At 69.5% G+C, this 14,352-nt stretch carries 5 protein-coding genes; 2 read left to right on the plus strand and 3 right to left on the minus strand.

Annotated features, from left to right (window positions below; all coding sequences use genetic code 11):
• Window positions 1–93 precede the first annotated feature (93 nt).
• The 3 genes from MFF13_RS22015 to treZ all read right to left on the minus strand — a co-directional run bounded on the left by MFF13_RS22015 (window position 94) and on the right by treZ (window position 10,273).
• Complete coding sequence (locus MFF13_RS22015) at window positions 94–3,492, minus strand: maltotransferase domain-containing protein (protein WP_238272932.1); 3,399 nt, start codon at window positions 3,490–3,492, stop codon at window positions 94–96.
• Between the two features lie 92 nt (window positions 3,493–3,584).
• Window positions 3,585–8,471 carry a malto-oligosyltrehalose synthase gene (locus MFF13_RS22020; RefSeq protein ID WP_238272933.1) on the minus strand — a complete coding sequence of 1,629 codons (4,887 nt, stop codon included), beginning with the start codon at window positions 8,469–8,471 and terminating at the stop codon, window positions 3,585–3,587.
• Window positions 8,468–10,273 carry a malto-oligosyltrehalose trehalohydrolase gene (gene treZ / locus MFF13_RS22025; RefSeq protein WP_238272934.1) on the minus strand — a complete coding sequence of 602 codons (1,806 nt, stop codon included), beginning with the start codon at window positions 10,271–10,273 and terminating at the stop codon, window positions 8,468–8,470. The genes MFF13_RS22020 and treZ overlap by 4 nt, the downstream gene beginning before the upstream one ends.
• A 419-nt stretch (window positions 10,274–10,692) precedes the next feature.
• On the opposite strand from treZ, the gene gyrA reads away from it, so the two are divergent.
• Window positions 10,693–13,428 (plus strand): DNA gyrase subunit A, encoded by a 2,736-nt coding sequence (gene gyrA, locus MFF13_RS22030; RefSeq protein WP_238272935.1) that lies wholly within the window; start codon window positions 10,693–10,695, stop codon window positions 13,426–13,428.
• A 241-nt stretch (window positions 13,429–13,669) separates the two neighbouring features.
• Window positions 13,670–14,352 (plus strand): outer membrane protein (locus tag MFF13_RS22035; RefSeq protein WP_238272936.1); only part of this gene is annotated, 683 nt, incomplete at its 3' end.

Genomic DNA, 14,352 nt, shown 5'->3' on the forward strand with positions numbered 1-14,352 from the left:
CGTGATCGGTGTGCGGCTGTCTAACCGCAGGATGGTGGCGACAGCGCGACCGACAGGGCCGATCGCGCGCCGTTTCTGGTTACACGGGCGGCTTCAGCCCGCAACCCGCTTCGGACGGCTGAGGCGCCAGATCACGCAGGACCGCTCGACCGGATCGAGGGCGATGCGGTGGGACTTGCCGCGCAACTCGAACGTGTATCCGTCGAGCAGGTCCTCGACCGCCACCGCCCCGCCGTCATCCTCGCCGAGCAGCCAGAGCGGCACCTCGTAGGTGCATTCCTGGCGGTTCTTCGGGTCGAGGTTGACCATCACGAACACGCAGTTGTCGCGATTGGGCGTGGTCTTGGCGTAGGCGATGATCTCGTCGTTGTAGGCGCCGGTGAAGACGACGTTGCGGAAGTCCCAGAGCGCGGGGTTCTCGCGACGGATCTGGTTGAGCTTGACGATGTGCTCGCGGATGTTGCCGGGGCGGTCGTAGTCCCAGGCCTTCAGCTCGTACTTCTCGGAGTTGAGGTATTCCTCCTTGCCGGGATACGGCGCGGCCTCGCACAGCTCGAAGCCGTTGTAGATGCCGTAGACCGACGACAGCGTCGCAGCCAGCGTCGCGCGCACGACGAAGCCCGCCCGCCCGCTGGTCTGGAGGTAGTGCGGGTTGATGTCCGGCGTGTTGGCGAAGAAGTTCGGGCGGTAGTACTCGCCCATCTTGCCGGCGAGCTCCATCGCGTAGGACGTCAGCTCGGCCTTGGTGTTGCGCCAAGTGAAGTAGGTGTAGCTCTGCTGGTAGCCGGCCTTGGCGAGCTTCTTCATCATCTTCGGCCGGGTGAAGGCCTCCGCGAGGAAGAGCGCGTCGGGGTAGCGGCCGTTCACCTCGGCGATCACCCACTCCCAGAACGGGATCGGCTTGGTGTGCGGGTTGTCGATGCGGAAGATGCGCACGCCGCGCGAGCACCAGCCGAGCAGGATGTCGCGCAGCTCGATCCACAGCGACGGCAGCGCGCCGCCGTAGAAGTGGACGTTCGAGATGTCCTCGTACTTTTTCGGCGGGTTCTCGGCGAACTTCAGCGTCCCGTCCGGGCGCCACTCGAACCATTCGGGATGGTTCTTGATCCAGGGGTGGTCGGGCGAGCACTGGATCGCGAAGTCGAGGGCGACCTCCATGCCGTGGGCGTGACTCGCCGCGACGAGGCGCTCGAAGTCGGCGAGCGTGCCGAGATCGGGGTGGACCGCTTCGTGGCCTCCCTCCTCGGTGCCGACCGCGTAGACCGAGCCGACGTCCCCCGGCAGCGCCTTCAGGGTGTTGTTCTTGCCCTTGCGGTTGGTGCGCCCGACCGGATGGATCGGGGTGAAGTACAGCACGTCGAAGCCGAGCTCGCGGATCTCCGGCAGGCGGCCGATCACGTCGTCGAAGGTGCCGTGGCGGTTCGCGTCCATCGATTGCGAGCGCGGAAAGATCTCGTACCAGGCCGAGAACCGGGCCGCGAGACGGTCGGCGATCACCTGCGCGACGACGGGATAGCGCGAGGCGTTCACCCGCTCGGCGTTGCGGCGCACGAGGCTGGCAGAATCCGGGACGAGGATGCGGTCGAGCTGGGCGGCGGAGCCGGTCTCCTCGGCGCCGAGCGCCGCGACGAGCGCGTGCAGCCGCTCCTTGTCGCGTCCCTCGGCGAGGTCGGCGGCAGTCTGGACCAGGGTAACGCCCTCGATGGTCTCGAGGCGCACGTCCACTCCGGCGTCACGCTTCTTCAGGGTGTCGCGCATCCACGAGGAGAAGCCGTCGCGCCAGCCCTCGATGGTGAACTCGTAGCGGGCGTTCTTCTCCAGCGGGAAATGCCCGGCCCAGCGGTCGTTGTCGACGAACGCCATGGGGTCGCGCCGCCACTCGGTCGCGCCGACGACGCGGGAGAGGATCGCGGCGTTCAGGATCTCGTGCCCGTCCGAGAAGATGTCGGCCTCTACCGCAAAGCTCTCGCCGACGACGCGCTTGACCGGGGACCGGCCGCCGTCGAGTTCCGGCGCCACCGCCTCGATCACGACGCGGCCCGTGCCGTCCGGCGTGCCGCGGCTCGGCAGCTTCGTCACCACTGCGGCCTCGGCGCTGATGATCCGCAGCTCGCCGGGCGCCAGGTCGATGGCGCTGCCGGGATGGAAGGCGATCGGCTCGGCCTCGGGGGTGCGATCGACGAACGGCCCGAGCATGCCGCCGGTGCGGGTGATCAGCGCGCCGGCATCGACCGGCACGGGCTTGTCGGTCGGGTTGAAGATCAGGATCACGGCGTGCCGCGCGGAGGCCGGGTGCCCGGTGTCGTAGCGGGCGAGCGCGACGAAGTCCGCGTCCGGCGACGAAATCCGCGCCTGCGCGCCCTCGACGTTGGCGGCGGGAAGCTCGGCGCGGAGCGCGTTGATCGCGGTGACGTAGGCCGAGATGTCGATTCCGGTGTCCGACTCGCGGTCGGCCGGCGTTGTGTCGACGACGTGGACCGGGCGGCGATAGCCCCATTCGTAGCCGATCGGCATCAGCACGCCGGCCGAGTAGAACGCGGCCAGCGCGTAGCGGCTGCGCAGCTGCGCGGCGACGGCGTCTGCCGCGCCCGTCACCTTGGCCGCCAGACGCGGCATGTCGTGGTTCTCGGGGAACGCGATCGAGGGGGCGATGACGCGCAGGCGCTCGTACTGCTCCAGCGCCCAGGGCTTCTTCAGGTCCCACCACGCGAACGAGTTGAACAGGTAGTCGAAGCCCGCCCCGGCCGTGGCCCTCGCCTCCTCGAAGGTGCAGCCCAGCGTCTCGGCGGCAAAGAGGCAGCCGGCCTCGCGTGCCTTGGACTGGCCGATCAGGGCGCGCCAGGTCTCCGGCGGTACCTTGTAGGCGGCGTCGCAGCGGAAGCCGGCGACGCCGAGGCCCTGGAGGTGGGCGATGTAGGCGTCCCAGATCCGGGTCAGCTCGTTGCGCGGACCTTCGGAATGGTAGTCGAGCTCGGCCAAGTCGCCCCAGACGGTGCGGATCGTCGGGTCGTCGGGATCGACCGCCGCCGGGCTCGCGATCGAGCCGTCGGCCTCCTTGACGAACAAGTCCGGCCGCTCGCGGGCGAGGCGTCCGTCGTTGGCGGTGTGGTTGATAACGAGATCGGTCATCACCGACAGGCCGGCCGCCTCGGCCGCGGCGCAGAAGCGCCGGATCTGCGCGTCGTCGTCGGTGCCGTCGTCGTCGCGGAAGCGGTCGTCGAGGCGCTCCGGGTCGGCGACCGCGTAGAGGCTGCCCGACCCGCCGGTGGCGTGGAACGGGTTGAGGTAGACCCAATCGAAGCCGAGCTCCGCGATCCGCGGCAGCTCCGCCGTCCAATCCGACACCCGCCCGACGAGGAGCGGGAACAGGTTGTAGATCCGCGGCCCCAGGACGCGCGCTCCCGAGCCCCCCGTCGCGAGGCCGGCCGGCGGCGAGACGGGGGCCGCCCCGTCCGCTGCGGCTTTCCTCGATGCGGTTGTTGGTCCGTTCATGCTGGCCTCGAAAATATGGGATGGCGTCATCGGCTAACGCCCGAATGCCGGGTGCGTGCCGTGCCCGATGATCCGGCACGGCACGCGGGGTCTCAGGGCCGGCGCCGGAGCACGGCGTAGGGAAGCGCGGAAAACAGCGCCCCGAAATCCGCGGACCCCTCGTAGTCGGCCCCCGTGACGATGTCGTGCCAGCGGGTGCCGGCGCCGAGGTCGACGGTCGTGCCGGCGAAGCCTGCGCCGGACCACGTTTCGTCCGTCACCAATCCGGCGACCAGACGCGGGACGGCGACGAACAGGTCGCCCTCCGTGCTCGCGTCGGACCGCAGGTAGGCGATCACGTTCTCGGCCCGCGGGCCGGCGGCCTCGATCGCGCGATAGTCGGCCTCGGCGTAGAAGGCCGGCCGCGCGGCGCGGTCGGCGAGCAGTCGCGCCAGGGTGGCCTGCTTGACGCGCCCGTCCGGCCAACGCGAAAGCAGCCCGAGCACGGCGTCCTCATCGGAGAGGGCGCGTTCGAGGGCCGCGTAGTCCACCGGCCGGCGGTTGTCGGGGTCGACGAACGAGAAGTCCCAGAACTCGGTGCCCTGGTACACGTCGGGAAGACCCGGCAGCGTGCATTTGAGGACCGTGCGGCCGAGGCCGGCAATCATGCCGAGATGGGCGAGGCGGCGGGCGAACGGCCGGAGCTGGGCCAGGAACGCGGAGCCCGGTGCGATCAGCGCCTCGAACAGCTTGGCGACCGCGCCCTCGTAGGCCTCGTCGACGTTGACCCAGCTCGACCGGCGCTTGCCCTCGCGCATCGCCTTCTCGCTGTAGGCGGTCAGGCGCTTGCGGAAGTCCTCGATCGCGTCTGGCGCGTCGGCGTCGAGTAACTCGAGCGGCCACGCCCCTAGGATCGCCTGGAAGAACATCCACTGGTCGTTGGCGTCCGGCGCTGGCTCGTCGTCGATGCTCGCGAGATGCGGGCCGGCGACCGTGCGCCAGAGGTCCCAGGCGCGGGCCCACTCCTCCGGCAGCTCGGACAAGGCGAGCAGGCGCGTCCGTGCATCCTCGCCGCGCTTGGTGTCGTGCGTCGCCGTGGTGATCATGGCGTTCGGCCAGTCGCGGGCGCGCGCCGCCTGCAGGCCGTGGAAGTGCTCGGCGTCCAGCCCGTACTCGCCCGGGTCGCCGCCGACCTCGTGGAGGCCGAGCAGCATCGCGTAGCGGTAGAACAGCGTGTCCTCCAGGCTCTTGGCCATCACCGGGCCGGTGAGCTGCTGGAAGCGGCGGCGGAAGCGCAGGATGACGCCCGGGTCTGGCCTGCCGGGACCCGCGGTCTCGATCCGTCCGATCAGGGCGGCGGCGGCGAAGTCGTGCACCGAGCGGTCCGGCAACGCAGACCAGCGCTTGGCCTTGGCGACCGCGCCCTCGATCAACCGGATGTCCTCGGCCTCGACGTCGCTTTCGTCGAGGTCCGGCGGCAGGTAGCTGCGATAGGTCGGGAAGCGGGCGATGATCTCGATCAGCGCCCGGCGGATCGCGTTGACCGAGAAGTCGCGCGTGCGCCGGTCGGCGTCGGCGATCTCCTTGAGGTCGCTGGTCAGCACCTCGAGCTCGCTCGCGAAGCTGATCTCAAGGATCTCGGCCTTCGCGGCGCGGAGCTGGAAGCCGTAGGGCTCGTCGTAGCCGGTGGCCCACTCGTAGAGACGCTTGATCTTCCCGCGCTTGCCCTGATCGACCAGAATGCCGTCGAGGTGGTTCAGCACGTCGTAGCCGGTGGTGCCGGCCACAGGCCAGGGCCGAAGCTTCTCGCCCGGCTCCAAAATCTTCTCCACGACGACGTAGAAGCCCGGCCCAACGGCGGCCTGCAGCGCCCGCGCGTAGCCCTGCGGGTCGGCCAGCCCGTCGATGTGGTCGATGCGCAGGCCGTCGATCCGCCCCTCGCGGACGTGCCGGAACACGGTCTCGTGCGAGCGGTGGAAGATGTCGTTCAGCTCGACGCGAAGGCCCGCAAGGGAGTTCACGTCGAAAAAGCGCCGATAGTTGATGTCGCTCGACGCGACGCGCCAATGCGCCAAGCGGTAGGCTTGACTTTCGAGCAGCCGATGGAGCGGGCCGAAGCTGTCGGGGCGGTCCTTGAAGCCGTTGAGCAGCTTCAAGCTGCGGTCGATGGCGGCGCGGATTTCAGGCGACACCGCGCAGACTGCGGCGAGACGCCGCTTCAGCCCCTCGGCCTCCTCGGGGAAGGCGTGACGCCGTTTCGGGTCGGTCTCGGCACCCATGGCGCGCAGGCGCTCGGAGATGGCGAGCAGCTCGCCCTGCGCCTCCTCGTCCACGTCGCCGAGCGCCGCGAGCACCCGGTTGAGGATCGTCGGGTAGTTGAGCGGGCGAATGGGGAACTGGTGTTCGTAGTGCCAGACGCTGAAGGCGCCGGCCTCCGCATCGAACTTGAGTTCGAGGTTACCGTTCTCCAGCGCCTCGCCGTAGCGCTCGCCGAGGAAGGGGATGACGAGGTTGCGGTTGGCGCCCAGGCGCTCCCAGTCGATGTCGAAGGCGTGGCCGAAGGGCGAGAGCGCGCCCCATTCGAGCACCGATAGCCACCACGGGTTGTCGGCGCCGCCGACGCCCATGTGGTTCGGGACGATGTCGAGGAGGAGCTTCAGCCCGTGCGCCCGCAGGGCGTCCGACAGGCGGACGAAGCCGGCCTCGCCGCCGAGTTCCGGGTTGATCGCCCCGTGGTCGACGATGTCGTAGCCGTGAGTCGAGCCGGGCCGCGCCTTCTGCAGCGGCGAGGCGTAGACGTGGCTGATGCCGAGCTTGGCGAGATACGGGACGATCCTCTCCGCGTCGGCGAAGGTGAAGTCCTTGTGGAATTGGAGCCGATAGGTCGCCCGCGGCGGCGCCGTCGCGAGACGCGCAGCGCCCGAGCGCGGGCCACGATCCTCGGCAGACAGCGAAGCGGCGAGCTTCGCCAGCGGGCCGCCGGGGGCGGCGATGGCGTTCAGGTCGCGGTCGAGCTTGCGCCGCCAGTTCGGATAGCCCTCGGTCGAGCCCGGAACGTTGGCCTGGCTCAGCTCGGACACCACGTCCTCGTACTGCACCGCCGTCAACATCGACGGGGCGCGGGCGAGGTAGCGCGCCGCGGCCTCGAACGGCGCGACGTCCGGCGGCTCGGCGCCGACGATGAGCTGCTGGCCGGCCAGCGCCTCCGACAGCCGGCGGCGCTCGGTGACCCGCTCGGTCCGCTCGGCCTCCGCCCGCTCGGCGTCGTAGAGGCCGAGCGACTGGCGGGTGTCGGTGTCGACCCCGCGCCACCAGCCGACGAAGGTCGGCAGGTCGTGGGTGGTGATCGCTGTGAGCGCGTCACGCGGGTAGGCGTCGGGGGCCTTGAACCGCCCATCCTGCTCGCGTTCGAAGGCGAGGATGCGGTAGCTCAGGATGCCGGCCTGCATCAGCGCGTCGGAGAAGCCCTCCGGCGCGGTGCCGAGATCCTCGGCGATGACGAGGCACTTGTTGCGATGGCTCTCCAGCCGCAGCACCGCGATCATCGGTTCGAACGGCATCGCCACGTAGGCGCCGTCCTTAGCGCCGCCGCCCAGCGGGATCAGGAACAGGCGAGCGAGCTGGAAGGCGTGGTCGATGCGGATCGCGCCGGCATGGCGCATGTTAGCGCGCACGAGCGCCCGGAAGGCGGCGAGGCCGTCGCGCTCCATCTCGAGCGGATCGAACGCCGGTAGGCCCCAATCCTGGCCCTTGGGCGCCAGCAGGTCGGGCGGCGCGCCGATCGAGACGCGGTCGGCGAAACGCTCGGGATGCGACCAAATCTCGGAGCCGCCGCGGTCGGCGCCGACCGCGAGGTCGCGATAGAGGCCGATCCGCATGCCGGTGGCGAGCGCCCGCGCCGACGCGTCGGCGAGTTGCCGGTCGGCGAGGTACTGCAACCACGCGTGATAAGAGACCGCGTCCCGGTGCTCCTCGGCGAAGGCGACGACGGCCTCGGTCCCGGCGCGCCGGTAGGCCTCGGGCCAGTCGCCGAGCCACTGGGCGCCCTGCCCCTTGAAGTGCTCCGACAGGGCCTCGAACGTGGCGTGAGATTGCAGGTCCTCGCCGCCCTCCGCGCGAAACGCCGTGAAGCCGGCATCCGCGCCGCGCTTGGCGTCGGACTCCTCCCACAGCGCCCGAAGCACCGGCGAGAGCACGTCCCACACGCCCTGGTGATCGACGAGCGCCGCGTCGCGAATGGCTTCCACACGGGGCGCCATCTCGAGGAGCAACGCCTCCGCCCGCGAGCCGGCAAAGCCCGGAAGGCTCCGCGGCGCGATGAACAGCGTGTCGAGGAACAGGCGCGAGGACGGCGAATAAGGCGAGATCTTCGTGCGGTCGGCGGAGAACAGCGCGTGGACCGGGCTGAGGCCGAGGAAAGAGGCGCCGCGCAGGCCCGCATCGTGCGCCGCGTGGCCGGCGTCGGCATAGGTGCCGATGCCGAGGTTGTCGTCCGAGCGCAGCCCGTAGAGCTGGGCGGCGAGACCCCAATCGCTCGCACCCTCGTCGGCGTAGGCGCGCGGACGCCAGCAGCGCTGCGGAGCGGAGATGATCCAGGCCTGCGCCGTGCGGTCGCCGAGCGTCACCGTGAGGTGGTGGTAGCCCGGCGTCAGCGGCGGAAGCTCGAAGCCGGCGGCGTCGCCCGACAGGGCGGCCCGGCCCTCGCGGGCGCTGCCGCGCTCGTCGACGAGGCGCCAGTTCACAGTCCCTTCGCCGCGGACCGGCACGCGGGCGGCGCGGCGCGCCTCGACCGGGAGCAACGGCGGGATCGGGCCGTTCCGCAACGCTTCGGCCTCGGCGAGGCTGCGGGCGACGGCGTCGTCGCTCTCGACCGCGAAGCCCAGCGCGGCGAGCATGCCGCGGCGAACCTCGAGCGGGGTCTCGACCGGCTTGCCGAAGGCGTCGACGTAGCCGTCGGCGATGCCGGCCAGGTCGGCCAGGCGTTGCAGTGCGCTGCTCATCGGGCCGCTTTCGTCAGGAATACGCCCGTCCAAGCGGGCAAAATTGCACCGGTGCCGTCCGGCGCATTGGTCCAGACCAGCGTGTCGTCGCCGGCCTCGACGGAATACGGCCCGTTGCCGACGTTGGCGACGAAGCGCAGCGTCCCGCCGTCGTAGGACCAGGTGCAGTCTACGACGTCCGCACGGGGCAGGTTCGCCTTGGCCCCGCGATAGCCGGACTTGGCAAGCGGCACCACCACGTCCCGGCGCAGGGCCAGCAGGCGCGTCGTCTCGGCCAGGACCTCGCGATGGGGGGATCGCTCGCGCTCCGCCCAATCGAGCTTCGAGGCTTCGAAGGTCTCGGCCTCGGTCGGGTCGGGGATCACCGAGGTGTCGTCGGCGAAGGCCGCGAAGCTCTTGAACTCCTTGCGGCGTCCCTCGCGCACGGCCTTGTTCAGGTCCTCGTCCGGCGCGAAGTCGACGAAGAACAGGAACGGCGTCGAGGCCGACCACTCCTCGCCCATCCACAGCATCGGGATCTGGGGCGCGAGCAGCAAGCCGGCGCGGGCGAGGTCGAGCCTCGCCGGGTCGGCGAGGTGGCTCAGGCGCTCGCCGAGCGCCCGGTTGCCGACTTGGTCGTGGTTCTGCAGGAAGGTGACGAACGCGGTCGGTGGCAGGTGCGCCGAGGGCTCGCCGCGGGGATGGTCGCCCAGCGTCTTGAAGGGCTCGCCCTGGTAGGCGAAGCCCTCCGACAGGCAGCGGGCCAGACGCTCGACCGGCTTGTCGCTGAAGCTCTCGTAGTAGCCGGAATCCTCGCCCGTCAGCAGAACATGCCAGCAATGGTGCAAGTCGTCCGCCCACTGCGCGTCGTGCTGGACGGGCTTGCCGGCCGCATCGCGCTCGAGCCAGCGCGCTTGGTTGGCCTCGTTCTCCAGCATCAAGTGGATCTGTCGATCAGGGAAGGTCGCCCGCACCGTCTCGCCGAGCTCGGCCAGGAAGTGCTTGGGCGAATCGTCGAGGATCGCGTGCACCGCGTCGAAGCGGATGCCGTCGAAATGGTATTCGCCGAGCCAGTACAGCGTGTTCTGGATGAAGAACTGCCGCACGGTGTGGCCGCTCTCCTTGCCGTCGAAGTTGATGCCGGCGCCCCACGGAGTCTGGTGACGTTCGGTGAAGAAGCTCTTGGCGTAGGCGTGGAGGTAGTTCCCGGCCGGCCCGAAGTGGTTGTAGACCGCGTCGAGGTAGACCATCAGCCCGAGGCCGTGGGCCGCGTCGATCAGGCGCTTGAGGTCGTCGGGGCGGCCGTAGGCGGCGTCCGGCGCGTAGGGCAGCACGCCGTCGTAGCCCCAGTTGCGGGTCCCCTTGAAGTCGGCGAGCGGCAGCAGCTCGATCGCTGTGACGCCGAGCGCCTTGAGGTCGGGAAGGCGCGCCTGAAGGCCGGCATAGGTGCCCTCAGGCGTCGCCGTGCCGACATGCGTCTCGTAGATCACCGCCTCCTCGAACGGACGGCCGGTCCAGGCGGCGTCGGTCCAGGCGAATGCCGACGGGTCGACCACCTCGGACAGCCCCGAGACGTCGTCCGGTTGGAAGCGCGAGGCGGGATCGGGCACCACGAGGTCGCCGTCGATTCGGAAGCCATAGCGCGCGCCGGCCGCCACCCCCGGCACGGTCGTCCGGCGCCAGCCCTCGTCGGCGTCGGGGATCGCGTGGTCGGCGCCGTCGACCACCAGGGTGACGTCCTCGGCGGTCGGCGCCCAGAGCGCGAAGCGGACGCCGTCGCCGGCGATCTCGGCGCCGAAGGGCATGTTGTGCGTGCGCCGCATCAGGCCAGCATCCTCATCGTTTCAGGGCTCGTGGCCGGTTCGAATCGCGCAGAGGCGATCCCCGACGCGGAGCCGGGTGTGAACAGCCACATCTGTCACAGAAGCTGCCGGCCCAGCTGTTGTTCCCCGCACCGCACCCAAACCTTGCGGATCGTTCGGCAGCGTTCCGGGGCGAGCTTGGCCGGTCTGTGGAGATGCACGCTCCGGCACGCGATCCTACGGTTGCGAGCGTCGTTGACGCTCTCGAAAAGAGCGCCGGACAGGGGTGGATCAGGTGCTTGCGCCGGTGCCGCGGGAGGAATAATTAACCGTCTGATATCATTCGTCTTCCCCCACGTCGTGCCGCCCGCGGCCTTTCGGCGTGCGCCGCACCAGACACCGGCTCCGGACGCGGGGCCTTCGCCACACGGATAAAGCCCTTGGCCGACAACGACGAGACAGGGGCCGGCACGCCGCCGCCCGCCAGCGACATCAAGCCCGTTTCCATCACCGACGAGATGCGCCGGTCCTACCTCGACTACGCGATGAGCGTGATCGTGAGCCGGGCGCTGCCGGATGCGCGCGACGGCCTCAAGCCGGTGCACCGGCGCATCCTGTTCGCGGCCTACGAGAGCGGGCACCTGCCCGAGCGCAAGTACGTCAAGTCGGCCCGCATCGTCGGCGACGTGATCGGCCTCTACCACCCGCACGGCGACCAATCGATCTACGACGCCTTGGTCCGCATGGCGCAGGACTTCTCGATGCGCCTGATGCTCATCGACGGGCAGGGCAACTTCGGCTCCGTCGACGGCGATCCGGCCGCCGCCATGCGCTACACGGAATCGCGCCTGGCCAAACCCGCGACCGCGCTGCTCGCCGACATCGACAAGAACACCGTCGATTTCCAGCCGAACTACGACGAGTCGCGCGAAGAGCCCTCGGTGCTGCCGGCGCGCTTCCCGAACCTTCTCGTCAACGGCGCCGGCGGCATCGCCGTCGGCATGGCGACCAACATCCCGCCGCACAACCTCGGCGAACTCATCGACGCCTGCATCGCGCTGATCGACGATCCCAGCCTGACCATCGAGCAGGTGACCGAGATCGTGCCCGGGCCGGACTTCCCCACCGGCGGCTCGATCCTCGGGCGCGCCGGCACGCGGTTGGCCTACGCCACCGGACGCGGTTCGATCATCATGCGGGCCAAGTCCCACGTGGAGGAGCTGCGCAAGGAGCGCGAGGCGCTCATCTTCACCGAGATTCCGTACCAGGTGAACAAGGCCACGCTGGTCGAGAAGATCGCCGAGCTGGTCAAGGAGAAGCGCGTCGAGGGCATCTCGGACCTGCGCGACGAATCCGACCGCGACGGCATGCGCATCGTCGTCGAGATCAAGCGCGACGCGATGGCGGAGGTGGTGCTGAACCAGCTCTACCGCTTCACGCCGCTGCAATCCTCCTTCGGCTGCAACATGGTGGCGCTGAACGGCGGACGCCCCGAGCTGATGAGCCTAAAGGACCTGCTCCAGGCCTTCATCGACTTCCGCGAGGAGGTCGTCTCCCGCCGCACCAAGTTCCTGCTGAACAAGGCCCGCGAGCGCGCCCACGTCCTGTGCGGCCTCGCCATCGCGGTGGCCAACATCGACGAGGTGATCCGCCTGATCCGCACCTCGCCCGATCCGAACTCGGCGCGCGAGGCGCTGATGGCGCGCGACTGGCCGGCCCACGACATCGCCCCCCTGATCGCGCTGGTGGACGACCCGCGCCACCGCGTGAAGGACGACGGCACCTACCGGCTTTCGGAGGTGCAGGCCCGCGCGATCCTCGACCTGCGCCTGCAGCGCCTGACGGCTCTGGGCCGCGACGAGGTCGGCGACGAGCTGAAGTCGCTCGCCGACGAGATCGCCGACTACCTCGACATCCTGCGCTCGCGGTCACGCATCCAGACCATCGTCAAGGACGAGTTCGCCGAGGTGCGCACGCAGTTCGCCACCCCGCGGCGGACGGTGATCCTCGACTACGATTCCAGCGTCGACGACGAGGACCTGATCCAGCGCGAGGACATGGTCGTCACCGTGAGCCACGCCGGCTACGTCAAGCGCGTGCCGCTCTCGACCTATCGGGCCCAGCGCCGCGGCGGCAAGGGCCGCTCCGGCATGTCCACCCGCGAGGAGGATTTCGTCACCCGCCTGTTCGTGGCGAGCACGCACACGCCGGTGCTATTCTTCTCCAGCCAGGGCCAGGCCTACAAGGAGAAGGTCTGGCGCCTGCCGATGGCGGCGCCGAACGCCCGCGGCAAGGCGCTGGTCAACATCCTGCAGCTGCAGGACCAGGCCGAGCGCATCACCACGATCATGCCGTTGCCCGAGGACGAGAGCTCCTGGGAGACGCTGGACGTGATGTTCGCGACCGCCTCGGGCGGCGTCCGACGCAACAAGCTGTCCGACTTCGTGCAGGTGAACCGCAACGGCAAGATCGCGATGAAGCTCGATCCGGGCGACCACATCGTCCACGTCGAGATCTGCCGCCCCGAGCAGAACGTGCTGCTGACCACCGCGCTCGGCCAGTGCATCCGCTTCCCGGTCGAGGACGTCCGCGTGTTCAAGGGCCGCGATTCCACCGGCGTGCGAGGCATCAGCCTCGGCAAGGGCGACCGCGTCATCTCGATGACGATCCTGAACAGCTTCGAGGCGACACCCGAGGAGCGGGTCGGCTTCCTCAAGATGCAGCGCGCCGTCATCGGCGACACCGCGCCCGAAGCGAACGACGCCGACGCCGAGGAGGCCGCCACCGACGCGCCGCTGCTGTCGCAGGAGCGCTACGCCGAGATGGGCGCCAACCAACAGTTCGTGCTGACGCTCGCCGAGCGCGGCTACGGCAAGCGGACCTCGTCGTTCGAGTACCGGACCTCGGGCCGCGGCGGAAAGGGCATCAAGGCGATGGAGGTCAACGCCCGCAACGGCAACCTCGTCGCCTCCTTCCCGGTCGAGACCAGCGACCAGATCATGCTCGTGACCAATGCCGGGCAGCTGATCCGCGTGCCGGTGGACGACATCCGCGTCGTCGGCCGCGCCTCGCAGGGCGTTACGGTGTTCGACACCGCCAAAGACGAGCGCGTCGTCTCGGTCGAGCACATCGCCGGCGAGGACGAGGGCGGCGAGATCGCCGACGAGGCGGTGTGAGCGAGGCGCCCTGCAGGACGGCTCGGTCGTCCTGCAGGGCCGCGCCGCCGCGCGATGCGGTCGCGAAAAAGTTCAGATTCGACGGATGAATTTTCTGTAAGAAACGTAGGGTATTGATCTACGGCATGTCACGGAAATTCAGAAAACGCCTGTTTCCGAGTGTTGCCGTTAAGTCATATCATAGAGGAGGCCGTTGGGGTTACTGGTCGGCAACACCAGACACCAACCCCGGATGCCGCCCGTGCTGAAGTCCATCGCCCTCGCCGCCGTCGCATCGACGGCCCTCGCAGCCGCCGCCGGCGCCGCCGACCTTCCGCGCCGCGCGCCGCCGCCGGTGTTCACGCCCGTCCCGGTCTTCACCTGGACCGGCTTCTACCTCGGCGCGAACGCCGGCTACGCCTTCTCGGAGCGTGACAACGTCCGCACCGCCGGCATCGGCGCTCTGCAGCTCAACGTCGACCGCAACCTGCGCCGCCCGAGCGTGCCGCTGCCGCAGGACGGTTTCACCGGCGGCGGTCAGATCGGCTACAATTTCCAGTTCACGCCGGGCTCCGGCATCGTCGTCGGCGTCGAGGCCGACGCGCAGTACACCGATCTGCAGCGCCGCCGCACCGAGACGATCTTCAACCCCGTCTTCAACGCCAACGTCCTGACCAATAGCTACCGCACAGAGCTCAACTACCTCGGCACGGTGCGCGGCCGCGTCGGCTACGCCTTCGACCGGGTGTTCGTGTACGGCACCGGCGGCTTCGCCTACGGAGACGTGACACAGTCCGTCACCTTCCAGACCGGCGCGCCGGTGACCTATGCCGCCCGCCGCTCCAACATGGAAACCGGCTACGCCTACGGCGGCGGCATCGAGTACGCGCTGCCGACGGAGTCCTTCCTGAACGTCTTCCGAGCCAGCGCCGTGACGATCAAGGG

Source organism: Methylobacterium cerastii (genome assembly GCF_022179125.1).
Classification (GTDB): Bacteria; Pseudomonadota; Alphaproteobacteria; order Rhizobiales; family Beijerinckiaceae; genus Methylobacterium; species Methylobacterium cerastii.